The sequence below is a fragment of the Janthinobacterium sp. SUN206 genome, assembly GCF_030587305.1.
GTDB classification, from domain to species: Bacteria; Pseudomonadota; Gammaproteobacteria; order Burkholderiales; family Burkholderiaceae_D; genus Janthinobacterium; species Janthinobacterium kumbetense.
On the sequence record NZ_JAPWIB010000001.1, the window covers coordinates 2589004 to 2614988 of the forward strand.

Below are 25985 nucleotides of genomic sequence, written 5' to 3' on the forward strand. Positions count from 1 at the left end.
CCCAATTAACCTTGCGCGGCAGATACTGGCTCCATCAACCACACGGAGGTCAGGATGGACAACACGAAAAACACGGCATTGGTACTGGGCGCCACGGGCGGCATCGGCGGCGAGATGCTGCGCCAGCTCCTGGCTGCGGGCTGGCAGGTGCGCGCCCTGACGCGGGGAGAAACGCCGCCGCCGCGGGGCGACCGCATTGAATGGCTGCGCGGCGATGCGCTGTCGCGCGCGGACGTGCTGGCGGCCGCCAAAGGCTGCGCCGTCATCGTGCACGCCGTCAACCCGCCCGGCTACCGCCACTGGGGCCGGCTGGTGCTGCCCATGCTCGACAACACCATCGCCGCGGCGATTGCCGAAAACGCCACCATCGTGCTGCCTGGCACCGTGTACAACTTCGGCCCCGACGCCTTTCCTGTATTGACAGAAGACGCGCAGCAGCGCCCGCTGACGCGCAAGGGCGCCATCCGCGTGGCACTGGAGGCGCGCCTGGAATGGGCCGCCACGCAGGGCGCCAGGGTCCTGATCGTGCGCGCGGGCGACTTCTTCGGCCCCCGCGCCGGCAACAACTGGTTTTCGCAAGGCCTCGTCAAGCCTGGCCAGCCCGTGCGCAGCATCCTGTATCCGGGCGCGCCCGGCGTGGGCCACCAGTGGTCCTACCTGCCCGACGTGGCGCGCACGATGGTGCGATTGCTGGCCATGCGCGCCGCCTTGCCCGCCTTTGCGCGCTTTCACATGGCGGGCCACTGGGACCACGACGGCCGGCAAATGACGGGCGCGATTGCCCGCGCGGTGGAGCAGGCGACCGGCGCGCCACCTGTCATCCGGCGCTTTCCATGGTGGCTGGTGGCGCTGGCGTCGCCGTTCGTGGCGACCCTGCGCGAAATGCGCGAGATGCGCTATCTGTGGCAAACGCCCCTGTCCATGGACAATGCGCAACTGCTGGCCGTGCTGGGGCAGGAAGCGCATACGCCGCTCGACGAGGCGGTGCGGGCGACACTGGAAGGCATGGGCAATCTGAAGGCGACAGACAAAAAAAATGCGCCGGGATTGCCGGCGCGCTGACTGCAGGTACTGCGGCACAGATTATTTCTGTGCCAGTACCCATTTGACCAAGGTGTGGGCTTCAGCATCGCTCACTTGCGGGTTCGCTGGCATCGGGATCGCGCCCCAGGTGCCGGAACCGCCCTTCATGACTTTCGCCACGAGCTTGGCTTCCGCGTCTTTCTGGCCAGCGTACTTGGCAGCCACGTCCTTGAACGCAGGGCCCACCAGTTTCGTGCTCACCGCGTGGCAAGCCATGCAGTTTTTTGCTTTCGCTAGGTCCGGATTGGCCAACGCTGCTTGCGATGCCAGAGCCGATACGGTCAATACACTCACCAACATAAAACGTTTCATTGTCTTTTCTCCAAAGTTACTTCCTGCGGCATTTTACTGTGTTTCCGCAGATGCACCACGAGCCCAGATCAAGCGTTTCAATGTAGTAACGCAATGTAGACGAGAGGCAGTCATATTCTGCCCCATCTGCGCGCCCATGACCATGTTGTTTGTAAGGCGATGTAACGACAGCCGGCCCCGCGCAGCAGATCGGGGCCGGCTGTCTTACCTGCGCAACAAATCAGCGCTTCTTCAGCTGCGACAGGTCGCGCACGGCGCCCCGGTCGGCCGACGTCGTCAGCGCCGCATACGCCTGCAGCGCCTGCGACACGTAGCGGTCACGGTTGACGGGCAGCCAGGCCGCATCGCCCTTCGCTTCCATGGCGGCGCGGCGCGCAGCCAGTTCGGCATCCGTCACGCGCAGGTTGATGGTGCGCTCGGGGATATCGATGTCGATGAAGTCGCCCTCTTCCACCAGGCCGATGGCGCCGCCTTCGGCCGCTTCCGGCGAGGCGTGGCCGATCACCAGGCCCGAGGAGCCGCCCGAGAAGCGCCCGTCCGTGAACAGCGCGCACGCCTTGCCCAGGCCCTTCGACTTGATGTAGGAAGTCGGGTACAGCATTTCCTGCATGCCGGGGCCGCCTTTCGGGCCTTCATAGCGGATGATGACGACGTCGCCCTCATGCACGGTGTCTTCTAGGATGGCAGCGACGGCCGCGTCCTGGCTTTCGAACACGCGCGCCTTGCCCGAGAATTTCAGGATGCTTTCATCGACGCCCGCCGTCTTGACGATGCAGCCCTTTTCGGCCAGGTTGCCGTACAAGACGGCCAGGCCGCCATCCTGCGAGTAGGCGTGCGCCTTGTCGCGGATGCAGCCCGTGCTGCGGTCCGTATCGACGGCAGCGAAGCGCTCCGACTGCGAGAACGCCGTCTGCGTCGGCACGCCGCCTGGCGCTGCGCGGAACAGTTCATGCACGGCCGGATTGTCCGTGCACATGATGTCGTTTTGCGCGATGGCGTCGGCCAGGGTGGGCGCGTGGATCGTCGGCAGGGTCGTGTTGAGCAGGCCGGCGCGCGCCAGTTCGCCCAGGATGCCCACGATGCCGCCGGCGCGGTGCACGTCCTCGATATGGTATTTGTCCGTCATCGGCGCCACCTTGCACAGGCACGGCACCTTGCGCGAGATGCGGTCGATATCGGCCATCGTGAATGCCACTTCCGCCTCGTGCGCGGCGGCCAGCAGGTGCAGCACGGTATTCGTCGAGCCGCCCATGGAGACGTCGAGCGCCATGGCGTTTTCAAACGCTGCCTTGGTGGCGATCGAGCGTGGCAGCACGCTGTAATCGTCCTGCTCGTAGTGGCGCTTGGCCAGTTCGACGATCAGGCGGCCCGCGCGCAGGAACAGCTGCTGGCGGTCCGAGTGCGTGGCCAGGATGGTGCCGTTGCCGGGCAGTGCCAGGCCCAGCGCCTCGGTCAGGCAATTCATCGAGTTGGCCGTAAACATGCCGGAGCAGGAACCGCAGGTCGGACAGGCCGAGCGTTCGATTTCCGCCACGTCGGCGTCGGACACCGTGCTGTCGCCCGCCTTGATCATGGCGTCGACCAGGTCCAGCTTGATGATCTTCTGCGTGCCGTTGACCACCTTGACGACCTTGCCCGCTTCCATCGGCCCGCCCGAGATGAAGACGACGGGGATATTGATGCGCATGGCGGCCATCAGCATGCCCGGCGTGATCTTGTCGCAGTTCGAGATGCAGACCATCGCGTCGGCGCAGTGGGCGTTGACCATGTATTCGACGGAGTCGGCGATCAGGTCGCGCGACGGCAGCGAATACAGCATGCCACCGTGGCCCATGGCGATGCCGTCATCGACGGCGATGGTGTTGAATTCCTTGGCCACGCCGCCGGCCGCTTCGATCTCGCGCGCCACCATCTGCCCCAGGTCTTTCAGGTGCACGTGGCCGGGCACGAACTGGGTGAACGAGTTGACGACGGCGATGATCGGCTTGTCGAAATCGCCATCCTTCATGCCGGTGGCGCGCCACAGGGCGCGGGCGCCAGCCATGTTGCGGCCGTGGGTGGTGGTGCGGGAGCGGTATTGCGGCATGATGGACCTTCCAAAAGTGTTGGTGCCTGACTGTGCGGGCTTACAGAAAAATTCGCAGTAAAACCCTGCATGCAGTGGGGGTACGTCAGATTGCCTTGCGCGCGTCCCACTGTCAAATATATGATGCACGTGTCTGTGAGTCGTTTTATGTATCACAGCATCCGATCAGCATGGAAATGCATATGAATCTTGAATTACGACAACTTCGCTATTTCGTCACGGTGGCCGAGGAATTGCACTTCGGCCGCGCCGCCGCGCGCCTGCACATGACGCAGCCGCCGCTGTCGCAAACCATCATGGCCCTGGAAGACTTGCTGGGCGCACCCCTGTTCGTGCGCACCCGGCGCGAAGTGCAGCTGACGCCGGCCGGCAACGCCCTGCTGCCCGAGGCGCGCCGACTGCTGGCGCAGGCACAGGACTTGCCCGCACTGGTGCGGCGGGCCGCGCAGGGCGAGGCGGGCCGCCTGAGCCTGGCTTTTGTTTCCTCGGCCGACTACAGCGTGCTGCCGCCGCTGCTGCGCGCGTATCAGACGGCTTATCCGCAAGTGCAGATCGCGCTGCAGGAAGCCACATCCGACCTGCAGCTCGAGGAATTGCTGGCCGGGCGCACGGATGCGGGCTTGCTGATCCCGCCCCTGCCCGAGAAGGCGAAAGGGGAACTCGACTACCTGCCCGTGCTGGCCGAACCGCTGGTGCTGGCCGCGCCGTCCGGCCTCGACATCTTGAACACGCCGGGACCCGTGCGCCTGCGCGACGTGCCGCCCCTGCCCCTGATCATTTTCCCGCGCGCGATCTCGCCGGCCCTGCACGACGCCATCCTCGGCGTGTACCGCGCGGCCGGCATCACGCCGCAGATCGGCCAGGAAGCGATCCAGATGCAAACCATCGTCAGCCTCGTCTCGGCTGGCATGGGCATCGCGCTTGTGCCACAATCGGTATCGAATCTGATGCGCCCGGGCGTAGAATACAGGCCGCTGCAGGACGCCACGCCGCTGGTGGAAACGGGCCTGGCCTGGCGCCGCGACAACCCGTCCGCCGTGCTGCAAGGCTTTCTGGCGCTGCTGCGCAAGCAGATCGGCGGCGGTACTGCCCCTTAAATTAAGTGGCCGCTAAGGCAAAAAACCGCAAGCGCCCCCATACTACGCAACCTTAGCTTTAAACAAAGAAAGAAACCCCATGCTGATACACCCGATGCCCGACCCGATAGCCATCCAGATCGGCCCGCTCGCCGTGCACTGGTACGGCCTGATGTATGTGCTGGCCTTCGCCCTGTTCATTATCCTGGGCCGCGTGCGCATCAAGCAGCCGCATATCGCCGTGCTGGGCTGGAAGAAGGAAGACCTCGACGACATGCTGTTCTACGGCATGCTGGGCGTGGTGATCGGCGGGCGCCTGGGCGAAGTGCTGTTCTACCGCCCCGAGTACTTCATGCACAATCCGCTCGAAATCTTCATGGTGTGGCATGGCGGCATGTCCTTCCATGGCGGCTTCCTCGGCGTCATCCTGGCCATGTACCTGTGGAGCCGCAAGGCGGGCCGCAACCTGTTCGACGTGCTCGACTTCATCGCGCCGCTGGTGCCGCTCGGCTACGCGGCTGGCCGCCTGGGCAACTTCATCAATGCCGAACTGCCGGGCCGCATCGCCCCGGACACCCTGCCATGGGCCATGCAATGGCCGGGCATCCCGTATCCCGTGCACCCGTCGCCGATCTACCAGATGCTGGTCGACGGCATCCTGGTGTTCATCATCCTGTGGCTGTATGCGCGCAAGCAGCGTCCGCGCATGGCCGTGGGCGCCATGTTCACCCTGCTGTACGGCTGCGCGCGCTTCTTCACGGAATACTTCCGCACGCCGGACTGGGAAGTCGTGTGGCTGGGCGTGCCGATCACGTCGGGCCAGATGCTGTCCTTGCCGATGATCGTCGGCGCCATCGCGCTGCTGGTGTGGGCGTATAAAAGCCAGGTGATGGGCACGCCGCCCACCAAGACCCGCCCCGCAAACACGTAAAACCGCTGTTCCCCCGATGGCGCGCCAGACAGGCGCGCCATCACCCTCCTCCGGCAATCTTTCCCTCAAAGCAGCACAATTTCCTTGCGGAATGAATCTTCGCTTGCGATAGCGCAATGATCGCTTTACCCTGCAGCAAGAGCAAGGCATGCAATCATGCTGTGTTGGCAATTCGAGCGGGGAGTCCCATCCATGCAGTATGCGAGGAAGACCACGACATTCTGGCTGGCGCTGGCGGGCGGCTACGTGCTGGCGCAGCTGGCCTTGACGGCCTGGGCCGGGACGCGCGGTCCCGCCGTGAGCTACCTGTTCGGCGTGATGGCGCCACTGCTGGCGCTGGCTGCCTGCTGCCGCAACGCCAGCCTGAGCGCACCCGGCGTCGTGCGCACGGGCTGGGGCCTGTTTGCGGCCGCCATGCTATTCTGGAGCGTGGGCATGGCCCTTTCCGCCTGGCAAGACCTGAGCGGCCACGTGGCGTCCGACACGACGTATTTCTCCGATTTTGCCTATTTCATGTATGGCGCGCCCTTGCTGCTGGCCATTTCCTCGGTCAGCGACAGACACCCTTCGCGCACCCTGCAATGGCTGGACGCCGTGCAAGTGCTGCTGGCGGCCTACCTGACCTACACGGCCATCTTTTCCGTCTCGCCCTTCGACCAGCGCTCGATCGCGCCGATACCCGCCAGCCTGCTGGTGACGACGTACAACGTGGAAAACCTCGTCCTGGCCTGTTGCGCCTCGCTGCGCCTGCTGGCGCACCGCCGCGATGGCGCACAAGGGCGCTTCTACCTTCTGCTCAGCGTGTTCCTGTGGTGCTACGCCGCCTGCGCGGGCGCCTATAATTACCTGACCCTGCACGCGCTGGCCGAATCCGGTCCCAGCGAGATACTGCCCAGCATGCCTTTCCTGCTGCTGGCGGTGCTGGCCATGCGCGTGCAGCCGGGCGAGGAAGAAGCGCGGCCGCCGCGGCCGTTAACCTTGCTGATTGACAACTTCAGCCCCATCTTCTTCACGGCAGCCCTGCTCGGACTGGGATTCGTCGTGCTGCGCGAGCATTTCTACCTGGCGGCCAGCGCCCTGTTTGTCGCGCTGACGGTCCACGCGCTGCGCTCGGCCACCCTGCAAAGCCGCTACATGCAAAGCGAACTGGCCTTGCGCGCGGCGCATGACAAGCTGGAAAAGCTGTCGCTGACGGATGGCTTGACGGGCATCGCCAACCGGCGCTGCTTCGACCAGACCTTGCAGCTGGAGTGGCAGCGGGCCGCGCGCAACCAGCAAGCGCTGGCGCTGCTGATCATCGATATCGATTTCTTCAAAAGTCTCAACGATACCTTCGGCCACCCGTATGGCGACGCCTGCCTGGTGCGGATCGCGGCGGCCCTGCATTCCGCGCTGCCGCGCGCCAGCGACCTGGCGGCCCGCTTCGGCGGCGAAGAGTTTGCCGCCATCCTGCCCGCCACCGATGGCGCGGGCGCCCTGGCGGTGGCGCAGAAGATGCAGGAAGCGATCGCCGCGGCCGCCATCGCCCACGCGCCGTCGCGCGGCGGCCTGGTCACGGCCAGCATCGGCCTGGCCTTGAGTGACGCAGGACAAACGCCGGAAGCATTGCTGGCCGCCGCCGACCAGGCCCTGTACCGGGCCAAGCAGAATGGCCGCAACCGGGTCGAAGGCTAGCCTGTCAGCTTGCCGGTAATGACTTTCCATTGCGCCGGCGTCACGGGCGTGATCGACAGCCGGCTGCCCTTCTTCAGCAGCAGCATGTCTTCCAGCTCCGGCATCTGGCGCATCTCGGACAGGGGCAGCAGCGCCGTCTTCTTCAGGCCGCGCACGTCGACGCTGATCCAGCGCGGCTGTTCCGGCGTCGCCTTGGCATCGAAATATTTGCCGCCCGCTTCAAACTGGCTGTGATCGGGATACGCGCCGCTGGCCACTTCGGCCACGCCCGCCACGCCCGGCTGCGGGCAGCTGGAATGGTAGAACAGCACGCCATCGCCCGGCTGCATGCCATCGCGCATGAAGTTGCGCGCCTGGTAGTTGCGCACGCCAAACCACGGCATGGTGTTCTGCGGCGCGGCCATCAGGTCGTCGATGCTCACTTCATCGGGTTCGGATTTCATCAGCCAGTATTGTTTCATGTTCACTCCCTATCAAAAGCAACAGGCGTAAAAAAACGGCTGAGCATGATGCTGCAACCGTTTTCTTGGTACTGCAAATTGGGCCCCGCCTGTGCCGCTATGCCGGCATCCCGAACCAAACGGTTCAAGGTGGTCACGTTAGTTCAATTTCGGGTTCGTCGAACGAGCGACGCTCACTCCCATCAAACAAAATTCGCAACCGATGCGCATAAATGGTTCAAGGAATATATGGCAATCGCGAACACCGCAGGGTAGACCCAAGTTTACTCCTTTGATCGCGCATCGCAAAGACAAATCGTCGCGTACGCGCTTAAAAAAGGTTTTCCTGGGGCGTCAGAGCACTATCCAATACCGTGTGCATGGCCGAGATTTTCTGCTTCACTTCCAGTATCGTCAATTCCGACAGCGGACCTTGCGGCGACTTCACGGACAGGAATTCCGCGGCCACGCCCAGGGCGGCCAGCACGGCGATGCGGTCGTTGCCCTTGACCTTGCCCGCGTCGCGGATGGCTTTCATTTTGCTATCGAGATAGATCGCCGCTTCGCGCAGCGCGCGCTCTTCGCCGTCGCGACACACCATGCTGTAGGACTGGCCCATGATATTGACATCGACACGCGGCATTACGCTTCCTTCTCGTTCTCGGCAATATAGGCGCCCGCTTCCGAAGCGGCTTGCTCCAGACCAGCTTGCACCAGTTCGGGAATTTTTTCCAGCAACGCTTCCACCCGCTCCTGCGCCTCGCGCATGCGTTGCACGTACAGGGCGTTGTCGGCGGCCAGCGCGGCATTGTCCTTGCGCAATTGCGCGTTTTCACGGCGCAGCGCATGGGTCATTTCGGCCAGCAGGCCTATTTTGTCGGATAATTCGTTGAATTCGGAAATCATCCCGCCACTATAGGGCGGACGCTCCATGGGCGTCAATCGAATCACGCCGCTGTCACACATATTTACATCAATGCAGGGCAGTTGGCGGACAATACACGCTTTTTCCGGCGCTTTTCGCCATCTGCACGCATCCGCCAGCGCCGCGATGGCGGCGTTTTACTCGTCGACGTAATCGGGTTCGATATCCAGTCCGCCATAGCGGTTTTCGCAAGAGCGGCGCGTCAGCGTCTGTTGTCCACCCTTTCCGTCAAGCACCATCGTCAAGTCGCGGCAAGTACTGCGGTAGCTGCCAGGTTTGGCGTCCGTCCCCGAGGGCGTCAGGCGCACTGCCAGCGGCACCGCATTGCCCAGGCCCTTGTTGCTCCACTGGCGCGTCTTGCCATCCTCTTCATCCTTCAAGGTGCGCACGGCAGCCGTCAGCAAGGCTTGTTTTTCCTTGGCATTCAGCTTGGCGATGGTCACGTCGGACAGGAATGGCGGATATACGACGGGCGCCGGATCCTTGCCCTGCACATCCCAGCGGCCGCTGTTTTGCGAACAGGTGCGGCGGCTCAGGTCCTGCGACTTGTCGCCTGCCGTAACGACGAATTTCAGGTCGCGACAGACGTGCGCCTTCAGGCTGTGCTCCGTCATGCCGGAGTTGCTGAAGTTATACGTGACTTTCACCAGCACGCCGCGGTCGCCGCCGTTATCCCACACATGGGCTTCCTGGTCGTCGTCATCCTTGTTCAAGTCGTTGAACAAGTCATTGAGCAGCATGTCCTTTTCCAGCGGGGTCAAAGCCGCCACGGTGATTTCATCGACGATGGTGGGCGTTTGCGCGGCGGCATTGCCCAGGCAGGCGAAGCCGATGACGGTGGCACCCAGCAGGCGCAGGGCGGGACGGGAAAGCGGGAATGGCATGGTGTTCTTTCTGGCGCGAGCGGTGATATGTGGCGATATTGATATGCAATTGCAATCATCTTATCAAATTTCATAGTCAAACTCTGTTTCCTGTGCGTACAGGAACACCCCCTCTCCGAACGACATGCTAGAGTCGCGCCTGTTGCTGACGCCCGGGAACGAGGCTTGTGCTGGCGCAAACCCTGTGTAGATGCAGGCTCTGCTCAGCATCTATCTATATGTTCCCCTTGAATAAGCCCTTGAAGTTGACCCTTAGCGTCCCTATAATTAGCACTCGTTAGTAGAGAGTGCTAACAAACTCTTTCGTAGCAATCCTCAGGACATGATGGTGCATGCCGGACAACAGCAGGGAACACTACGCGGCGGGCGACGCCGCGATGCCACCACTGCCCAGCGCCGGCACGCACTCGATGACATGGGGTTTGCTTGACCGTTGCGGGCTGCTTTCAACGGCGGTCACTGAAAGCAGGCCTGGCGCTGCGCCAGGCATGTATTCATTTAGCAACACTTATCCATTGAACTTTAAGGAGTTTTGTATGAATCTGCGCCCATTGAACGATCGCGTCATCGTCAAACGCCTCGACCAGGAAACCAAAACTGCGTCCGGCCTCATCATTCCTGATGCAGCTGCTGAAAAACCGGATCAAGGCGAAGTCCTTGCCGTAGGCAATGGCAAGATTCTCGACGACGGCAAAGTCCGTCCTCTGGATGTCAAAGTGGGCGACCGCGTCCTGTTCGGCAAGTACGCCGGCCAAACCGTCAAAGTTGACGGTGATGAGCTGCTGGTCATGCGCGAAGAAGACATCATGGCGATCGTCGTCAAGTAATTGTTTCCACGTTGTAGACAGATACATCCCGAAACTCAGGAGAATTGAACATGGCAGCTAAAGAAGTAGTATTCGGCGACGCAGCGCGCGCCAAGATGGTCGAAGGCGTCAACATCCTCGCCAACGCAGTCAAAGTAACGCTGGGCCCGAAAGGCCGCAACGTGGTCCTGGAGCGCTCGTTCGGCGCCCCTACCGTCACCAAGGATGGTGTATCGGTAGCGAAAGAAGTTGAACTCAAAGACAAGCTCATGAACATGGGCGCGCAAATGGTCAAGGAAGTTGCTTCCCGCACCAGCGACAACGCCGGCGACGGCACCACCACCGCCACCGTGCTGGCACAAGCCATCGTGCGCGAAGGCATGAAGTTCGTTGCCGCCGGCATGAACCCGATGGACCTGAAGCGCGGTATCGACAAGGCTGTTGCAGCCACCGTCGAAGAACTGGCGAAAATCGCCCGTCCTTGCACCACGACCAAGGAAATCGCCCAGGTTGGCGCGATCTCGGCGAACTCGGACTACTCGATCGGCGAGCGTATCGCTGAAGCGATGGAAAAAGTCGGCAAAGAAGGCGTCATCACCGTAGAAGACGGCAAGTCGCTGAACGACGAGCTGGACATCGTTGAAGGCATGCAGTTCGACCGCGGCTACCTGTCGCCATACTTCATCAACAACCCAGAAAAACAAGTTGCCGTACTGGACAGCCCATTCGTCCTGCTGTGCGACAAGAAAATCTCGAACATCCGTGACCTGCTGCCGGTACTGGAACAAGTCGCAAAAGCTGGCCGTCCACTGCTGATCATCGCGGAAGACATCGAAGGCGAAGCGCTGGCGACCCTGGTTGTGAACAACATCCGCGGCATCCTGAAAACTTGCGCAGTGAAAGCCCCTGGCTTCGGCGACCGCCGCAAAGCCATGCTGGAAGACATCGCTGTCCTGACCGGCGGCCAAGTGATCGCTGAAGAAGTCGGCCTGACCCTGGAAAAAGTGACCCTGGCCGAACTGGGCCAAGCGAAACGCATCGAAGTGGGCAAGGAAAACACCATCGTTATCGATGGCGCCGGCGAAGCTGCCTCGATCGAAGCACGCGTAAAACAAGTACGCGTACAGATCGAAGAAGCGACCTCGGACTACGACCGTGAAAAACTGCAAGAGCGCGTAGCCAAACTGGCTGGCGGCGTTGCCGTGATCAAGGTTGGCGCAGCCACCGAAGTCGAAATGAAAGAGAAAAAAGCCCGCGTTGAAGATGCACTGCACGCAACCCGCGCTGCCGTGGAAGAAGGCATCGTGCCAGGCGGCGGCGTAGCCCTGCTGCGCGCACGCGCCAACATCACGGTCAAGGGCGACAATCCTGATCAAGACGCTGGTATCAAGATCGTCCTGCGCGCAATGGAAGAGCCACTGCGCATGATCGTGCAAAACGCTGGCGAAGAAGCTTCGGTCGTCGTGGCAGCCGTACTGGCTGGCTCGGGCAACTACGGCTACAACGCTGCCAATGGCACGTATGGCGACATGGTTGAAATGGGCGTCCTGGACCCAGCCAAAGTGACCCGTTCGGCGCTGCAAAACGCCGCTTCGATCGCTTCGCTGATGCTGACGACCGACTGCATGGTCTGCGAAATCGCTGACGACAAAGCAGGCGGCGGCATGGGCGGCGGCATGGGTGGTATGGGCGGCATGGGCGGCATGGACGGCATGATGTAATGTCCGGCGGCCAGTCGCGCAGGCGACGGCGCGACTGGCCGCATACGCAGGGACAGGGCTGGCAGACCAAAAGCTGCCAGCGCCTCCCGGCGGCCCCGAAAGCCACCTTCTACGGAAGGTGGCTTTTTTTCGCCTGGCGATTTGGCACACCCGTTTCGCAAACCCGTTTGGCAAGCCCGGCGATTGCCGGCCTGGGCGTTTTGCTTTAGCATGGCCGCCATCGTCCCTCTTTCCCATGCTCACCATCATGCCGCCACGCGCCTCCTCTTCCAAAACCACCATCATCGCCGGCATCCTGGCCGGCTTGCTGGCCGCCGGGCTCGGCGCTTTCTACCTGCACCAGCAATCCGCGCCGCAGGCAGACAATGCCCCCGCCGCGAGCAGCCAGACGGCGGCGCCGGAGCAGAACGCGCGCGCCATCGATGCCTTGATGGCTTTGCCGGAAATCAAGGCCTGGTCGGCGCATATCGAAAAGGCGTCGGGCGGCCGCGCCCATGGTGCCGTGATGGAAACGTCACCCGAGACGCGCCTCGTCGATGGCGTCGCCTGTTATCAGCTGAGCTTTTTCGAAAGCACGCCCGATGCGGCGCATCGGTGGGAGAGTTTCGTCGTTTCGCCCGACGGCAAGCGCATCCTCGTCGACGACATCGTCAGCGCTGAGCTGATCAGCCTGGAACAATGGCGCAAGGACAATGCGCCCATGCAGCGCGTCGCCACGCAGTAAGGCCCCTGCGCCGGCGACGGGCGCGATGGCCAGGGACGCTTGCCTTGCAGCGCAAGCTTTACTTTCTGGCATCGAAGCCCGATACTCGCCCACATGCCAGCCATCACTGTCCGTCCCCTCGCGCCAGACGACGTTGCCGCCTACCGCGCGCTGCGCCTGGCCGGCATCGCCGAACTGCCCGCCGCCTTCTGCACCACGCATGCGGCGGAAAGCGGTTTGCCGCTGGCACAGATAGCCCAGCGCTTGCGCGCCACTTCCCACCAAATAATATTTGGCGCTTTCGACGAGGAACAATTGATCGCGCTGGCCGGCCTGCGCCGCGAACCGATTGCCGTCGTGCATGACAAGGCCAGCCTGTGGGGCGTGTACGTGGCGCCGCAGGCGCGCGGACGCGGCGCGGGACGGCAACTGGTGCAGGCCGCCATCACCCATGCCTGCGCCATTCCCGAACTGGGCCGCGTGCGCCTGGCCGTGGCGCAGGACAACCACGCGGCATTGACCCTGTACCTCGGTTGCGGTTTTACCCTGGAAGACTGTCCCGCATCGGATGGCATGCTGCAAATGCAGCTGTGGCTGCCCCGCCCGGCGCGCGCAAGTGCCGAAAGTAATGTCTTTATGAAAATCAATACCTTACAAATCTCTGCGAAATAGCGGACAGGCCGTTTTTTCTGTTGCAAGCAAACGCGGCAGGCCTTAGCATCGCGGCTTACAAAAAAAACTTGGGGGAGAGCCAATGTCATCGGCCGAGACACAAACCGCCACGGGCAAAATGCCGCGGCAAATACCGTACATCATCGCCAACGAAGGCTGCGAACGCTTCAGCTTCTATGGCATGCGCAACATCCTGACGCCATTCCTCATCAGCACCTTGCTGCTGATGATCCCGATCGACCAGCGCACGGGCGAAGCCAAGCACGTCTTCCACACCTTCGTCATCGGCGTGTACTTCTTCCCGCTGCTGGGCGGCTGGCTGGCCGACCGCTTCTTTGGCAAATACAACACCATCTTCTGGCTCAGCCTTGTGTATTGCGCCGGCCATGCCTGCCTGGCCCTGTTTGAAAACAGCGTCAACGGCTTCTATTTCGGCCTGTTCCTGATCGCCTTCGGTTCCGGGGGCATCAAGCCGCTGGTGGCCTCGTTTGTCGGCGACCAGTTCGACCAGACCAACAAGCACAAGGCCAAGCTGGTATTCGACCTGTTCTACTGGATCATCAACTTCGGCTCCTTCTTCGCTTCGCTGCTGATGCCGATGTTCCTGCGCGACTTCGGCCCGTCGATCGCCTTCGGCATCCCCGGCCTGATGATGCTGGCCGCCACCATCGTCTTCTGGATGGGCGCCAAGAAATACGTGCACGTGCCGCCGGCGCCGCCGAATCCCGATTCGTTCACCCGCGTGGCCCGCACGGCCTTGCTGGCCCGTGTCGATGGCGGTTCGCGTCCCGGCCTGTACGTGGCCTACGTCGGCGTGATCGGCGCCCTGTATGCGTTCTACAGCATTCCCGAATGGGGCTTCGTGATTGCCGCGTGTACCGCGCTGGTATTGCTGCTGGCCTTCGGCAGCATCGGCACGGCCATGCAACTGGAACGCGCACGCGGCATCCACCCTGACGAAGCCGTCGAAGGCGTGCGCGCCGTGTTGCGCATCCTCGTCATCTTCGCCCTCGTCACGCCGTTCTTCTCGCTGTTCGACCAGAAGGCCTCGACGTGGATCGTGCAGGCGAACACCATGGAAAAACCAAGCTGGTTCCTCCCGGCGCAGATGCAGGCGCTGAACCCGATGCTGGTGATGCTCCTGATCCCGTTCAACAACCTGGTGCTGTACCCGATGCTGAACCGCTTCGGCCTGGAAGCGACGGCCCTGCGCCGCATGACGGCCGGTATCGGCTTTTCCTCGCTGGCGTGGATCGTCATCGGTCTGCTGCAGCTGGCCCTCGACAGCGGCAACGCCGTCTCCATCATGTGGCAGATCCTCCCGTATGCCTTGCTGACGTTCGGCGAAGTGCTGGTCTCGGCCACGGGCCTGGAGTTCGCGTACAGCCAGGCGCCCGTGTCCATGAAGGGCGCCATCATGAGCTTCTGGAACCTGTCGACCACGGTGGGCAACCTGTGGGTGCTGATCGTCAACCGCAGCGTCATGAACGAAGGCGTGATCGGCAAGATCGCCGAGAGCGGCATCAGCGTGACAGCCTTCCAGATGTTCTTCTTCGCCGCCTTCGCCGCCGTCGCCATGCTGGCCTTCGGTCTGTATGCGAAGCGCTACAAGATGGTGGACAACTACCGCCAGGCGGTCATCCCGGCGAAAGCGTGATGCCGGTTTGATGTAACGCAAAAAGGGCGCCCTCGGGCGCCCTTTTTTTACGTCGTCACCGTCGGCCCATCGCGCCCCGTGCGCGAGCGGATCTGCGCCACTGTTTCCGCCACGGCGATCAGCCCCGCCAGCGCTTGCTGGGTCGGCAAGTCATGCTGCGCCGGATCGGCTGCGTAGCGCTCCAGGTACAGGCGCAGGGTGGCGCCTTCGGTACCCGTGCCGGACAGGCGCAGCACGATGCGCGCGCCGTCCGTCATGATGATGCGGATGCCCTGCTGCGTCGCCACCGAGCCGTCGACGGGGTCCGTGTAGCTGAAATCGTCGGCCAGCGCCACCGTGTAGCCGCCCAGCGCCTGGCCCGGCAAGGCGGCCAGCTGGCCGCGCACGGCCTGCATCAGCTGCGCCGCGCCGGCGCTGTCGATGTCTTCGTAATCGTGGCGCGAATAATAATTGCGGCCATGGGTCGCCCAGTGGGCGCGCACGATCTCTTCCACCGATTGCTTTTTCTCAGCCAGCAGGTTGAGCCAGAACAGCACGGCCCACAGGCCATCCTTTTCGCGCACGTGGTTCGAGCCCGTGCCGTAGCTTTCTTCGCCGCACAGGGTGGCCAGGCCCGCGTCGAGCAGGGTGCCGAAGAACTTCCATCCCGTCGGCGTCTCGTAGCACGGTATGCCCAGCGCGCTGGCGACCCGGTCGGCCGCGCCCGACGTGGGCATGGAGCGGGCGATGCCTTTCAGCCCGGCGCGGTAGCCGGGCGCCACGGTGGCGTTGGCGGCCAGGATGGCCAGGCTGTCCGAGGGCGTCACGTCGAAGCGGCGGCCGACGATCATGTTGCGGTCGCCGTCGCCATCCGAGGCGGCGCCGAAGTCGGGCCCATCGTCGGCCGCCATGATGGCGATCAATTCCTGCGCGTTGACGGGATTCGGGTCCGGGTGGCCGCCGCCGAAGTCTTCCAGGGGCACGCCGTTGATGACGCTGCCCTTGGGCGCGCCCAGCATGCCTTCCAGGATGGCCGTCGCATACGGGCCGGAAACGGCGTGCATGCCGTCAAAGCAGATGCGCAAGCCGCCCGCGAACAGGGCGCGGATGGCGTCGAAGTCGAACAGCTGCTGCATCAGTTCCGCGTAATCGAGCACCGGATCGATCACCTCGACCGTCATCTGCTCGATGCGCACCACTCCCAGGGTATCGAGGTCGATGTCGGCAGCGTCGCTGATGCGGTATTCGGTGATCGTTTGCGTGCGCGCAAACATGGCCTCGGTGACTTTTTCGGGCGCCGGGCCGCCATTGGCGATGTTGTACTTGATGCCGAAATCGCCATCGGGGCCGCCCGGGTTATGGCTGGCCGACAGGATCAGGCCGCCGCTGGCGCCATGCTTGCGGATCACGCAGCTGACGGCCGGCGTCGACAGGATGCCGCCTTGCCCCAGCAGCACGCGCGCGTAGCCGTGCGCGGCCGCCATGCGCAGCACCGTCTGGATGGCCGCGCGGTTGTAATAACGGCCGTCGCCGCCCAGCACCAGGGTCTGGCCGCGGCAGTCGCCCAGCGTGTCAAAAACGCTCTGCACGAAATTTTCCAGGTATTGCGGTGCGCTGAAGACAGCCACCTTCTTGCGCAAGCCCGAAGTGCCGGGCCGCTGGCCGGCTATCGGCGCCGTATTGATGATTTGTATAGCCATCTTGCCTCCATATTAACTTCCCATGTTAACGCATGCCAGGCAAGCGGCAAAGCGTTGTACATCTGCCACGGTGCGCCAAGCCGCTTAGCACCACATCCCGGCATGACATATAATGAGAATCATTCTCATATGCGGCATTCCTGGCTGCGGACTCATACATCGGACGCCGTGGTTGCACGCTATTACCAAGAACTGTTGAACTTTTGCTGGCGCAGCTTGCGCAACCGCGAGGCCGCTGCCGACCTGGTGCAGGAAAGCTATGCGCGCGTGCTGGGCGAAGCGGCCGTGCGCGAACCGCGCGCGCTGCTGTACCGCACGGCGCGCAACCTGCTGATCGACAAGCACCGCCGCGCCGCCTTGCGCCAGCACGAGGAGCTCGACGCCCTGCCGGAGGCCGCGCATCCGGCCGCCCCCCGTCATCTGCAGCCGGAACAGGCGCTGGAAAGCAGCCAGGACTGGCAAGCCTGCGTGGCCGCCATCGACGCCTTGCCGCCCCGCTGCCGCGACGCCTTCGTGCTGCACGTGTTCGAGGAATTGCCGCACGCGCAAATCGCCGCGCGCATGGGCATTTCCGTGAGCATGGTGGAAAAACATATCGCGCGCGGCATGCTCAGTTGCCAGGCGCAGTTGCATTCTTTGCGGGAAGCCACATAATGGCGCCCATGACCGCCCACTCACCCCGCCATGATTTCGGCCCCTCTGCCCAGGAGCAGGCGGACTTGCGCGAGTACGCCGACTTTGCCGCCACGCAAGATGGCGTGGCGCTGGCGGCCGCCACCTGGTTCAGCCGGCACGGCAACCTTGATGCGCAACAACAGGCCGAGTTTGCCGCCTGGCTGGCGGCCGATCCGGCCCATGCCGACGCCTATGCGCAACTGCAAAGCACGCACCGCGTGGCGCGCCGGATTCCCGCGCAGGTCGCCGCGCGCTGGGCAGTGCCGCCAGCCGCAACGCACGTGACACCGCAGGCGTCGCGCCGTCATTGGCTGCGCGCGCTGCCGTATGCGGCCGCCGCCATGCTGCTGCTGAGCGTGGGCGCGGGCGGCTACCGGTGGTGGCAACAGCAAGCCGTGTTCAGCCAGTCATATGCCACCGTGCGCGGCCAGCGCCTGGCCGTCGCGCTGCCCGACGGCAGCCAGCTGCAGCTCGATACGGCCACGCAGCTGCACGTCACCCTGTACCGCCAGCGGCGCGAAGTGCGCCTGGCGCACGGCGAAGCGCTGTTCCAGGTGCAATCGAAGCAGGGCCAGCCCTTCGACGTGCTCAGCGGTCCCCTGACAGTGACGGTGGTAGGCACGCAGTTTTCCGTGCGCAATACCCTCGAACACGACGGCAAGCTGCGCGTGGCCGTGCAGCATGGCCAGGTGCGCGTGGCGGGTGCGCGGCAAGACCGGGTCGACCTGCGGGCCGGCCAGGGCGTCAGCAGCGATGCCAGCGGCCGCCTGTCGGCCATCGCCAGCCTGGCCCCGGGCAGCGTGGCGTCGTGGCGCGACGGCAGGGTCACCTTCGACAACGTGCCGCTGGGCGCGGCGCTGGCCGAGTTCGAACGCTATGGCGACACGGGCTTCGTCGTGCACGATCCCGCCGTCGCCAGGCTGCGCATCGGCGGCAGCTTCAGCCTGACCCAGCTGGACCGTTTCGCCGCTGCCCTGCCGCAACTCTTGCCCGTGCAGATCGTGCGCAGCGGCACCGTCAGCACCATCGGCATGGCGCCGAAAGCCGCCGCGCAGGCACCGGCCATGCAACTTCAAAAAAATAAATGAAAATAATTCGCATTCGCAGGTGAGGGTTTTCTCCGCTGCCGCGTCTACCAAGTTAATCGACAATAAATTAACCTGGAGAAATGCAACATGTGGTCCCCCCGCCTCAATCTGACACCCGCTCCCCTCGCCCTGGCCGCCATGCTGGCCTTGGGCAACATCCCCCTGGCACAGGCGCAAACCTTGTCCCCCGTCAAACTGGCCATCGCCGCCCAGCCGCTGGGGCAAGCCCTGAATGAACTGGCGCGGCAAGCCAATCTGCAACTGCTGTTTGCGCCGGAACTGGTGGCCGGCAAGACGGCGCCCGCCGTCAGCGGCACCCTGAGCGTGGCCGACAGCCTGGAGCGCCTGCTGGCCGGCAGCGGCCTGGCCGCCAGCATCGACGGCAACAGCGTCATCATCCGCCCGGCGCCCGCCGCCACGGGCAAAGTGGCGACCCTGGCGGAAATCACCGTCAGCGCGCGCCAGGACGCGACCATCGATACCGAGCTGACGAAGTCGTATGCGGCGCAAGCGGTGAGCATCGGCAAGGGCCGGCAAAGCCTGCGCGACATTCCCCAGTCCGTCTCCGTGCTGACGCGCCAGCAGCTGAACGACCAGAATTTGCTGAGCCTGGACGACGCCATGCGCGGCGTGACGGGCATCACCGTCGAAGCGAGCAGCACGGGCGGCAACCACGGCAATTTTTACTCGCGCGGCCATGCGCTTGACTCGGTACAGGTCGATGGCGTGATGACGCCCGCCAGCACGGGCAACGACCTGTCGGCCGGCTACGGCCTGGCCATCTATGACCGCGTGGAAGTGCTGCGCGGCCCCGCCGGCCTGTTCCAGGGCGCGGGCGACCCGGGCGGCACCATCAACCTGGTGCGCAAGCGGGCGCGCGACACCTTCGCCGCCAGCGGCGTGCTCAGCGCGGGTTCCTGGGACCGCTACTATGCGGAAGCGGACGTCACCGGCCCCCTGAGCGCGGATGGCAAGGTGCGCGGCCGCCTGGTGGCCGCCTATGAACACCGGCGCTCCTTCGTCGACCACGTGTATGCGGAAAAACCGCTGCTGTACGGCACCGTCGCCATCGACCTGGCGCCGGGCACCGTGCTGACGGGCGGCGTCACCTGGCAGGAATACAAGGGCCGTCCCGCCTTCGGCCTGCCCGCCTATGAAGACGGGCGCCTGCTCGACGTGCCCCGCTCGACCTACCTGGACCCGGCCTGGAACCACATCACGGAAAAGGTCACGGAATATTTTGCCGAACTCGATCACAAGCTGGACAACGGCGGCCAGTTCAAGGTGACCGCCCTGTCCCGCGAACAGGATGAGCCATCGCGCCATTTCGGCTGGTCCGATTGTTCGGCAGACCCTGTCACGGGCGACAGTTGCCTGGTCACCTGGAGCTACCGCAGCCACTGGAAGACGCAGGGAGTCGATGCTTACCTGGCCACGCCCTTCCAGGCGTTCGGCCGTAGCCACGACCTGATCGTGGGCGCCGACTACCGCCAGGTGCACAAGAATTTCCGCTACGGCGGCGGCAAGGTCACCCCAATCAACATCTACCATCCGGATAACAATATCCCCCAGGCCAGTTACACTTTTACTGACGGTAACGACAACCGCACCAAACAGTTCGGCCTGTACGCGCGCACCCGCCTGCAGGCAACGGACCGGCTGGCCGTCAACCTGGGCGGGCGCCTGACGCACCGGAACAACCATGCCGTCAACCGCAATACGTATTTCAACCAGGTCACCGACGTCAGCAACACCATCAGGGCCAAGTTCACGCCGTACGCGGGCCTGGTCTATGAGCTCGACAAGCAGGTGTCGGCCTACGGCAGCTACACGCGCATCTTCTCGCCCCAGACCACCACGGACGCAGCAGGCCAAACCCTGAAGCCGCGCACGGGCCAGCAATTCGAACTGGGCTTGAAGACGGAGCTGTTCGACAAGAACGTCAATGCGCATGCGGCCCTGTTCCGCATGGAAGACGAGAACCGCGATATGCCCGATCCGGCCAACCCGCTGTTTTCCATCGGCGCCGGCAAGATGCGCAGTCAGGGCCTGGAAGCCGAGCTGAGCGGCAGCCCCCTGCCGGGCTGGAACATCACGAGCGGCTATTCCTACACCAGCACGCGCACCCTCGAAGGCAGCGATGACCAGAAAGCGCAACTGTATTCCTTCATCGCGCCACGCCACAACTTCAACCTGTGGACCAATTACCGGCTCGCCGGCGCGCTCGACAAGATCAGCGTGGGCGGCGGCTTGCGCAGCGTCAGCAGCATGTACCGCCTGAACGGGCCCGTGAAATTCGAACAGGGCCCCGTCACCACGGTAGGCTTGCAGGCGGGCTACCGCCTCAGTCCCACGCTGGAGCTGTCGTTGACGGTGAACAACCTGTTCGACAAAAAATACTACACGCGCGTGTGGGCCGCGTATGGTTCCAACTTCTATGGCGAACCGCGCAACGCCATGCTGACCCTGCGCGGCCAGCTGTAAACTCGCGCTCCCGCGCACGCACGGCCGCCGCGTCACTGCGGTGGCCGTGCGCGTTTACAACATCACACTCTTGCATGTCTCGCAACCTCGCACTATAATAAGAATAGTTCTCATTCACATTTGGATTCCGTTCGGAGTCTGCATCTCGCATGTCCCGCCTGCCATCGACCGGCCAGGACGGCATGGCCGATGCGCAGCTGGATGACACGCTGCGCCAGCCAGGCATCCCTGCCAAGCAAGCCTTCCCATATCCATAACGCAAAAAGGTCGTTTCATGGCGCGAGCACGTTCGCTGGCCGGCGCTGCCGCCGCCACTTTCCGGTACTTTGCACCGCTGCGACAACCACGTTTCTCACCACAAACTAAGGCATACACCATGCACCTCACTTCCATCGCGCGCCTCGGCGCCCTCGCCGCCGCCCTGCTGGGCGCGGCCCTCGTTTCCGGCACGGCCAGCGCGCACCAGATCTGGCTGCAGCAGGACGGCAAGGCGGCCAGCGTGTACTTCGGCGAATTCGGCGACAACCTGCGCGAAGCCTCGCCCGGCTTGCTGGACAAGTTCAGCATCAAGAACGTGACGTGGGTGTCCGCCAAGGGCGCGCAGCCGCTGCAGGCGAGCAAGACGGCCGGCGCGTTCATCCTGAATGGCAAGGTGGGCGCCGGCGAAAGCATCATCGTCGAGGAAGACAACTACCCGTCGTGGGAAGAGAAAAAGGATGGCAAGGCCACGCGCACCGTGTGGGTCCCGGCCGCGCGCCTGGTCGCCGACGGCAAGGCGCAAGCGCCCGCGCTGACCCTGGACCTGGTGCCGACCGGCAAACCAGGCCAGTTCCAGGTCAGCTACCAGGGCAAGCCGCTGGCGCAAGCCAAGGTCAACGCCGTGGTGCAGTCGGGCTGGGGCAAGGAAGCGTGGAGCGATGCGCAAGGCCTGGTCAGCTTCCCGCTGCCATGGAAGGGCACCTACGTGCTGGAAGTGCAACACACGGACAAGACGGCCGGCCAGCGCGGCGCGCAAGCCTATGACCAGGCCATGTTCGTGACGACCCTGAGCCTGGTGCAGCCGCAAGGCGTGACGCCGCTGCCGGCCGGCCCGGCCCTGCCACCGAGCAAGGATCACGACTGACCATGCAAGCGCCAGCCACCACTGAAAAAATGCCGCGCCTGCGGCTCTCCGCCGGGGCCGTGTACCGCCTCGGCGTGGCTTCGCGCAGCGTGGCGGCCATCGTTGGCGGCTACGTGCTGGCCGCGCTGGTCACCATGCTGCTGTCGGTAAGCCTGCCCATGGCCCGCTCCGAAGCCGTCATGACGGCCACCCTGCTGTCGTTTGCCATCTATACCTGCGCCGTGATGTGGGTCTTCGCCACGCGCAGCGCCCTGCGCGCCTGGCTGGGCCTCGCGATCCCCGCCGCCGTCATCGCCGCCATCCTGCAGTGGATGGACGCACTATCCTGGAGTCTCGCATGAAAGAAGGTTTCCGCCAGTCGATGGCATGGCTGCACACCTGGTCCGGCCTGCTCGTCTGCTGGATCTTGCTGCTGGTGTTTTGCGCCGGCACGGCCAGCTACTACCGCAATGAAATCACCCTGTGGATGCAGCCCGAACTGCATGGCGCCGCCGCCAGCGAAGTGACGACGGAAGTGGCGGCCAAGGTCGCGCAACAGGCGATGGAAGAGCGGGCCACGGGCGCCACGCGCTGGTTCATCAGCCTGCCCGGCGAGCGCAATCCCGCCACGCAGCTGGGCTGGAGCAAACCGTCGCAACCGGGCGAAAAGAAACGCGGACGGCGCGGCAATTTTCATAGCGAAAAGGCCGACCCGGCCACGGGCGAAGTGCTGTCCAAGCCGCGCGAGACGCGGGGCGGCGAATTCCTCTACCGCCTGCATTTCGACCTGCACTACATGTCGGCCATCTGGGGCCGCTGGATCGTGGGCTTCTGCGCCATGTTCATGTTCGTCTCCATCATCAGCGGCATCGTCACGCACAAGCGCATCTTCAAGGACCTGTTCACCTTCCGGCCGAAGAAGGGCCAGCGCTCGTGGCTGGACGCGCACAACGTGACGGCCGTGCTGGCCCTGCCCTACCACATGATGATCACCTACACGGGCCTCGTCACCCTGATGTTCCTGTACATGCCGTCCGGCGCCACGGCCGCCTACAAGGGCGACCAGGATGCCTTCTTCGCCGAAGCCTTCCCGGGCCGCTCGGACGAGCGCAAGGCGGCCGGCGTGGCCGCGCCGCTGACGCCGTTCGCGCCCCTCGTGCGCCAGGCGGAACAGCATTGGGGCGGCGGCAAGGTCGAGCGCATTTCCGTCAACCACCCGGGCGACGCCAACGCCACCATTTCGCTGACGCGCGCCGGTGGACGCGACATGTCGTCGAAGCAGCCGTCGATGGAATTCGATGGCGTTTCCGGCAAGCTGTTGTCAAGCGATGGCGATGCACAGCCCGGCGCGGCAGCCACGCAAGGCGTGATGGTTGGACTGCACGTCGCGCATTTCGGCGGGCCGCTGCTGCGCGCCCTGTTCTTCCTGTCCGGCCTGGCCGGCTGCGCCATGGTGGCCACGGGCGCCTTGCTGTGGGCCGTCAAGACGCGCCAGAAGCAGGCCAAGGCGCTGGCCGCCGGCAAGCGCGCCAGCTTCGGCCTGCGCCTGGTCGAAGCGCTCAACATCGGCGCCATCGCCGGCATCCCGATCGCCTTTGGCGCCTACTTCTGGGCCAACCGCCTGCTGTCCGTGACGATGGAAGACCGGCCGAAAGAGGAAATCGCCTGCTTCTTCGGCGCCTGGGCCCTGGCCGCCATCATCGCCCAGCTGCGCCCGTCGCGCGCCATGTGGCGCATGCAGCTGGCCGCCGGCGCCTTCCTGCTGGCATCCCTGCCTGTGCTGAACGTCTTCACGACCGGTTCGCACCTGGGCGTGACCCTGTTCCTGGGCCGCGGCCCCGTGGCGGTCGCCGCCTTCGACATGGTGGTGCTGGTGCTGGGCCTGGGCCTCGCGTATGCGGCGTTCAAATTGAAACCGCTGCCCGTGAAGGCAGCCAAGGCAGCACCGGTGAAACCGGCGCAAACGATGGAGGCCGCGTGATGGAGCTGCTGTCGAACTTCCTCGTGTTTGCCCTGTGCTATGCGGGCCTGTCCTCGCTGTGCCTGGCGATGGACCGCCATTACGCCGACCTGCACGGACGCGGCGCCGAACCGCCCGCGCCACTGCGCCGCCGCTTGCAGTGGGCCGGCTGGGTGGCGCTGGCGGCCGGCCTCGCCTGGGCCATGCACATCGCCGGCGGCGGCTACGGCCTCGTCTACTGGGTGGGCAGCCTGACGGGCTGCGGCTTGCTGCTGATCTGGCTGCTGCCCTACGCGCCGCACCAGGCCATGCGCCTGGCGCGTATCATCGGCGGCGCGGCCGTACTGGCCGCCGTCGCGCTGGCCTTGCTGTAGAGGACTTGGCGGTCCCGCCACGTGAAGGCAAGTGCGTGGCGGGACAGCAACAGCGCATTGCATCGGCACGCTCACCGCGCTAAAATGAGAATAATTCTTATTTGCATTAAGGCCATCCCCACCATGCCAGGCAGTCCGTTCGCGCCCTCCCCCCTGCTGGCCACGCAGCTGGAAAGCCATTACCGCGCACACCACGGCTGGCTGGCGCACTGGCTGCAGCGGCGCCTGGGTAACGCTGCCGAGGCCGCCGACCTGATGCAGGATACTTTCGCGCGCCTGCTGGCCGGCGCGCCAATGCAGCCGCAAACGCCTGCCCTGCGCGCGCCCAAGGCTTACCTGGCGACCGTCGCCAAACATCTGCTGATCAACCATTTGCGCCGCCAGTCGCTGGAACTGGCGTGGCTGGCAGCGCTCGCTGCCCTGCCCGAACAGCATCTGCCATCGACCGAGCAGCGCGTGGAAATCCTGCAGGCGCTGCAAGCGGTCGATGCCATGCTCGACGGCCTGAAACCGAAGGTGCGCGCCGTCTTCATCATGGCGCAGATCGAAGGCCATGCCTACGCGGATATCGCCGCGCTGCTGGGCATCGGCGAGCGCTCCGTGAAACGCTACATGGCCGAGGCACTGACGGAATGCGTGCTGCTGGCGCCGGATTTTCCGGCATGAGCGCGCCTGCTTCGCCATATCCTCCGCTGTCGCGCAAGGTGGCGCGCCAGGCCGTCGAATGGTATTTATTGGAGCAGTCGGGCCAGGCCACGCCGGACGACCTGGCCGCCAGCGCCGAATGGCGCGCACGCGACCCGGAACATGCGCGCGCCTGGAACAGGGTGCAGCAGGTGAGCCAGACGGCTGGCCTGCTGCCGCCGGATCTGGCCGTGCCTGTGCTGCGCCGGCCGCAGCGCCGCGTGGCCGTGCAGGTATTGCTGGCGCTGATGGCGGCGCCCGCCGCCTGGCTGCTGGCGCGCCACGAGATACTGGCCGATTACCGCAGCGGCGTGGGCGAGCGGCGCGACATATCCTTGCCCGATGGCAGCACCCTGGTGCTCAACACGGACAGCGCCGTCGATGTGGCGTATGGCCCCGACGAACGCCGTCTGACCCTGCGCCGCGGCGAAGTGCTGGTGCAGACGCGCCCCGACCACGCGGGCAGCCGCCCGTTCATCGTCGCCACCTGCCATGGGCGCATCCGCGCGCTGGGCACGCGCTTTACCGTGCGCGTCGACGACGACGGCAGCCGCGTGACGGTGCTCGAACACGCGGTGGAAATCACGCCGCGCGCGCCCTCGGCCACCGTCCGCACGGTCGCGGCAGGCCAGCAAAGCCGCTTCGACGCCAGCCACGCCAGCCTGCCCGTGCCGGCGCCGCTGCAAGCCGATGCCTGGGCGCGCGGCATGCTGGCGGCGCAGGACATGCGTCTCGACGCCTTCACCTTCGAGCTGTCGCGCTACCGCCCCGGCCTGCTGCGCGTGGAACCGCAGGTGGCGGGCTTGCGCCTGTCGGGCGCCTTCCAGCTCCACGACACGGACGCCGTGCTGGACAGCCTGGCGCGCATGCTGCCCGTCGACGTGCTGTACCGCAGCCCGTACTGGGTCACCATCGCGGCCCGCAAAAAATAACTTACAAAATTGGCCCCTTTCTTCACCGCTGCCTGTC

Annotated in this window: 25 protein-coding genes and 1 other RNA gene; 18 read left to right on the forward strand and 8 right to left on the reverse strand. The window is 64.4% G+C overall.

All coding sequences use genetic code 11. The features are described from left to right. Positions 1 to 54 precede the first annotated feature (54 nt). On the forward strand, positions 55 to 1062 hold the full coding sequence (locus O3300_RS11690) for an NAD-dependent epimerase/dehydratase family protein (RefSeq protein ID WP_305052982.1): 1008 nt from the start codon (positions 55 to 57) through the stop codon (positions 1060 to 1062). 21 nt (positions 1063 to 1083) lie between these two features. Here O3300_RS11690 and O3300_RS11695 read toward each other — a convergent pair whose 3' ends face one another. Continuing rightward, the gene (locus O3300_RS11695; RefSeq protein ID WP_099666767.1) at positions 1084 to 1395 is read right to left on the reverse strand and encodes a c-type cytochrome; all 312 of its coding nucleotides are present in this window, start codon (positions 1393 to 1395) and stop codon (positions 1084 to 1086) included. Between the two features lie 220 nt (positions 1396 to 1615). Next, on the reverse strand, positions 1616 to 3481 hold the full coding sequence (gene ilvD, locus O3300_RS11700) for a dihydroxy-acid dehydratase (RefSeq protein WP_289898712.1): 1866 nt from the start codon (positions 3479 to 3481) through the stop codon (positions 1616 to 1618). 182 nt (positions 3482 to 3663) lie between these two features. Between ilvD and O3300_RS11705 the strand changes: the two genes are divergently transcribed. The 3 genes from O3300_RS11705 to O3300_RS11715 all read left to right on the forward strand — a co-directional run bounded on the left by O3300_RS11705 (position 3664) and on the right by O3300_RS11715 (position 7162). After that, complete coding sequence (locus tag O3300_RS11705) at positions 3664 to 4578, forward strand: LysR family transcriptional regulator (RefSeq protein WP_305052983.1); 915 nt, start codon at positions 3664 to 3666, stop codon at positions 4576 to 4578. Positions 4579 to 4657: 79 nt separating this feature from the next. Continuing rightward, positions 4658 to 5488 carry a prolipoprotein diacylglyceryl transferase gene (lgt, locus tag O3300_RS11710; protein WP_305052984.1) on the forward strand — a complete coding sequence of 277 codons (831 nt, stop codon included), beginning with the start codon at positions 4658 to 4660 and terminating at the stop codon, positions 5486 to 5488. 156 nt (positions 5489 to 5644) lie between these two features. Beyond that, positions 5645 to 7162 (forward strand): GGDEF domain-containing protein, encoded by a 1518-nt coding sequence (locus tag O3300_RS11715; protein WP_305052985.1) that lies wholly within the window; start codon positions 5645 to 5647, stop codon positions 7160 to 7162. Here O3300_RS11715 and O3300_RS11720 read toward each other — a convergent pair. From O3300_RS11720 to O3300_RS11740, 5 genes are all read right to left on the reverse strand, one after another. After that, positions 7159 to 7623: an EVE domain-containing protein gene (locus O3300_RS11720; RefSeq protein ID WP_305052986.1), complete on the reverse strand. Its 465-nt coding sequence runs from the start codon at positions 7621 to 7623 to the stop codon at positions 7159 to 7161. The two genes, O3300_RS11715 and O3300_RS11720, sit on opposite strands and share 4 nt — an antisense overlap. 78 nt (positions 7624 to 7701) lie before the next feature. Continuing rightward, positions 7702 to 7879: non-coding RNA, 6S RNA (ssrS, locus tag O3300_RS11725), on the reverse strand. A 54-nt stretch (positions 7880 to 7933) separates the two neighbouring features. After that, positions 7934 to 8245 carry a cell division protein ZapA gene (locus O3300_RS11730; protein WP_034747344.1) on the reverse strand — a complete coding sequence of 104 codons (312 nt, stop codon included), beginning with the start codon at positions 8243 to 8245 and terminating at the stop codon, positions 7934 to 7936. After that, positions 8245 to 8535 carry a DUF904 domain-containing protein gene (locus O3300_RS11735; RefSeq protein WP_306558416.1) on the reverse strand — a complete coding sequence of 97 codons (291 nt, stop codon included), beginning with the start codon at positions 8533 to 8535 and terminating at the stop codon, positions 8245 to 8247. The genes O3300_RS11730 and O3300_RS11735 overlap by 1 nt, the downstream gene beginning before the upstream one ends. Before the next feature lie 129 nt (positions 8536 to 8664). Then, entirely contained in the window at positions 8665 to 9411 is a 747-nt protein-coding gene (locus tag O3300_RS11740; RefSeq protein ID WP_305052987.1) for a hypothetical protein, read from the reverse strand. Positions 9412 to 9947: 536 nt separating this feature from the next. Here O3300_RS11740 and groES point away from each other — a divergent pair. The 5 genes from groES to O3300_RS11765 all read left to right on the forward strand — a co-directional run bounded on the left by groES (position 9948) and on the right by O3300_RS11765 (position 14970). Beyond that, positions 9948 to 10238, forward strand: coding sequence for a co-chaperone GroES (groES, locus tag O3300_RS11745; RefSeq protein WP_010400979.1), 291 nt, complete (start codon positions 9948 to 9950; stop codon positions 10236 to 10238). A gap of 50 nt (positions 10239 to 10288) precedes the next feature. Then, positions 10289 to 11938 (forward strand): chaperonin GroEL, encoded by a 1650-nt coding sequence (groL, locus tag O3300_RS11750; RefSeq protein WP_034786546.1) that lies wholly within the window; start codon positions 10289 to 10291, stop codon positions 11936 to 11938. 247 nt (positions 11939 to 12185) lie between these two features. Beyond that, a complete protein-coding gene (locus O3300_RS11755; protein ID WP_251350640.1) occupies positions 12186 to 12662 on the forward strand; it encodes a hypothetical protein in 477 nt (158 codons plus the stop codon). A 93-nt stretch (positions 12663 to 12755) separates the two neighbouring features. After that, on the forward strand, positions 12756 to 13313 hold the full coding sequence (locus O3300_RS11760) for a GNAT family N-acetyltransferase (RefSeq protein WP_099666761.1): 558 nt from the start codon (positions 12756 to 12758) through the stop codon (positions 13311 to 13313). Positions 13314 to 13431: 118 nt separating this feature from the next. After that, entirely contained in the window at positions 13432 to 14970 is a 1539-nt protein-coding gene (locus O3300_RS11765) for an oligopeptide:H+ symporter (RefSeq protein ID WP_171985176.1), read from the forward strand. Between the two features lie 47 nt (positions 14971 to 15017). Here the strand turns inward: O3300_RS11765 and O3300_RS11770 are convergent, their stop codons facing one another. After that, positions 15018 to 16649, reverse strand: a complete 1632-nt coding sequence (locus tag O3300_RS11770) for an alpha-D-glucose phosphate-specific phosphoglucomutase (protein WP_305052988.1) — start codon at positions 16647 to 16649, stop codon at positions 15018 to 15020. Positions 16650 to 16817: 168 nt separating this feature from the next. Between O3300_RS11770 and O3300_RS11775 the strand changes: the two genes are divergently transcribed. The 9 genes from O3300_RS11775 to O3300_RS11815 all read left to right on the forward strand — a co-directional run bounded on the left by O3300_RS11775 (position 16818) and on the right by O3300_RS11815 (position 25948). Further along, entirely contained in the window at positions 16818 to 17303 is a 486-nt protein-coding gene (locus tag O3300_RS11775; RefSeq protein ID WP_289903810.1) for a sigma-70 family RNA polymerase sigma factor, read from the forward strand. A gap of 8 nt (positions 17304 to 17311) precedes the next feature. Beyond that, entirely contained in the window at positions 17312 to 18412 is a 1101-nt protein-coding gene (locus O3300_RS11780; protein WP_305052989.1) for a FecR domain-containing protein, read from the forward strand. 87 nt (positions 18413 to 18499) lie between these two features. Continuing rightward, entirely contained in the window at positions 18500 to 20896 is a 2397-nt protein-coding gene (locus O3300_RS11785) for a TonB-dependent receptor (protein WP_305052990.1), read from the forward strand. A gap of 376 nt (positions 20897 to 21272) precedes the next feature. Continuing rightward, entirely contained in the window at positions 21273 to 22019 is a 747-nt protein-coding gene (locus O3300_RS11790; protein ID WP_305052991.1) for a DUF4198 domain-containing protein, read from the forward strand. Between the two features lie 2 nt (positions 22020 to 22021). Further along, complete coding sequence (locus O3300_RS11795) at positions 22022 to 22360, forward strand: DUF3649 domain-containing protein (protein ID WP_289898722.1); 339 nt, start codon at positions 22022 to 22024, stop codon at positions 22358 to 22360. Then, positions 22357 to 23979 carry a PepSY domain-containing protein gene (locus O3300_RS11800; protein WP_305052992.1) on the forward strand — a complete coding sequence of 541 codons (1623 nt, stop codon included), beginning with the start codon at positions 22357 to 22359 and terminating at the stop codon, positions 23977 to 23979. Before O3300_RS11795 ends, O3300_RS11800 begins: the two co-directional genes overlap by 4 nt. After that, positions 23979 to 24332: a DUF3325 domain-containing protein gene (locus tag O3300_RS11805; protein ID WP_305053150.1), complete on the forward strand. Its 354-nt coding sequence runs from the start codon at positions 23979 to 23981 to the stop codon at positions 24330 to 24332. Before O3300_RS11800 ends, O3300_RS11805 begins: the two co-directional genes overlap by 1 nt. Before the next feature lie 123 nt (positions 24333 to 24455). Further along, complete coding sequence (locus O3300_RS11810) at positions 24456 to 24998, forward strand: sigma-70 family RNA polymerase sigma factor (protein WP_305052993.1); 543 nt, start codon at positions 24456 to 24458, stop codon at positions 24996 to 24998. Next, positions 24995 to 25948, forward strand: a complete 954-nt coding sequence (locus O3300_RS11815) for a FecR domain-containing protein (protein ID WP_305052994.1) — start codon at positions 24995 to 24997, stop codon at positions 25946 to 25948. The genes O3300_RS11810 and O3300_RS11815 overlap by 4 nt, the downstream gene beginning before the upstream one ends. The last annotated feature ends 37 nt before the right edge of the window (positions 25949 to 25985 follow it).

Coding starts and splice junctions, on each gene's coding strand:
- O3300_RS11690 (WP_305052982.1), top strand. CDS start 55: ATGGACAACACGAAAAACACGGCATTGGTACTGGGCGCCACGGGCGGC.
- O3300_RS11695 (WP_099666767.1), bottom strand. CDS start 1,395: ATGAAACGTTTTATGTTGGTGAGTGTATTGACCGTATCGGCTCTGGCA.
- ilvD (WP_289898712.1), bottom strand. CDS start 3,481: ATGCCGCAATACCGCTCCCGCACCACCACCCACGGCCGCAACATGGCT.
- O3300_RS11705 (WP_305052983.1), top strand. CDS start 3,664: ATGAATCTTGAATTACGACAACTTCGCTATTTCGTCACGGTGGCCGAG.
- lgt (WP_305052984.1), top strand. CDS start 4,658: ATGCTGATACACCCGATGCCCGACCCGATAGCCATCCAGATCGGCCCG.
- O3300_RS11715 (WP_305052985.1), top strand. CDS start 5,645: ATGCTGTGTTGGCAATTCGAGCGGGGAGTCCCATCCATGCAGTATGCG.
- O3300_RS11720 (WP_305052986.1), bottom strand. CDS start 7,623: ATGAAACAATACTGGCTGATGAAATCCGAACCCGATGAAGTGAGCATC.
- O3300_RS11730 (WP_034747344.1), bottom strand. CDS start 8,245: ATGCCGCGTGTCGATGTCAATATCATGGGCCAGTCCTACAGCATGGTG.
- O3300_RS11735 (WP_306558416.1), bottom strand. CDS start 8,535: ATGGAGCGTCCGCCCTATAGTGGCGGGATGATTTCCGAATTCAACGAA.
- O3300_RS11740 (WP_305052987.1), bottom strand. CDS start 9,411: ATGCCATTCCCGCTTTCCCGTCCCGCCCTGCGCCTGCTGGGTGCCACC.
- groES (WP_010400979.1), top strand. CDS start 9,948: ATGAATCTGCGCCCATTGAACGATCGCGTCATCGTCAAACGCCTCGAC.
- groL (WP_034786546.1), top strand. CDS start 10,289: ATGGCAGCTAAAGAAGTAGTATTCGGCGACGCAGCGCGCGCCAAGATG.
- O3300_RS11755 (WP_251350640.1), top strand. CDS start 12,186: ATGCCGCCACGCGCCTCCTCTTCCAAAACCACCATCATCGCCGGCATC.
- O3300_RS11760 (WP_099666761.1), top strand. CDS start 12,756: ATGCCAGCCATCACTGTCCGTCCCCTCGCGCCAGACGACGTTGCCGCC.
- O3300_RS11765 (WP_171985176.1), top strand. CDS start 13,432: ATGCCGCGGCAAATACCGTACATCATCGCCAACGAAGGCTGCGAACGC.
- O3300_RS11770 (WP_305052988.1), bottom strand. CDS start 16,649: ATGGCTATACAAATCATCAATACGGCGCCGATAGCCGGCCAGCGGCCC.
- O3300_RS11780 (WP_305052989.1), top strand. CDS start 17,312: ATGACCGCCCACTCACCCCGCCATGATTTCGGCCCCTCTGCCCAGGAG.
- O3300_RS11785 (WP_305052990.1), top strand. CDS start 18,500: ATGTGGTCCCCCCGCCTCAATCTGACACCCGCTCCCCTCGCCCTGGCC.
- O3300_RS11790 (WP_305052991.1), top strand. CDS start 21,273: ATGCACCTCACTTCCATCGCGCGCCTCGGCGCCCTCGCCGCCGCCCTG.
- O3300_RS11795 (WP_289898722.1), top strand. CDS start 22,022: ATGCAAGCGCCAGCCACCACTGAAAAAATGCCGCGCCTGCGGCTCTCC.
- O3300_RS11800 (WP_305052992.1), top strand. CDS start 22,357: ATGAAAGAAGGTTTCCGCCAGTCGATGGCATGGCTGCACACCTGGTCC.
- O3300_RS11805 (WP_305053150.1), top strand. CDS start 23,979: ATGGAGCTGCTGTCGAACTTCCTCGTGTTTGCCCTGTGCTATGCGGGC.
- O3300_RS11810 (WP_305052993.1), top strand. CDS start 24,456: ATGCCAGGCAGTCCGTTCGCGCCCTCCCCCCTGCTGGCCACGCAGCTG.
- O3300_RS11815 (WP_305052994.1), top strand. CDS start 24,995: ATGAGCGCGCCTGCTTCGCCATATCCTCCGCTGTCGCGCAAGGTGGCG.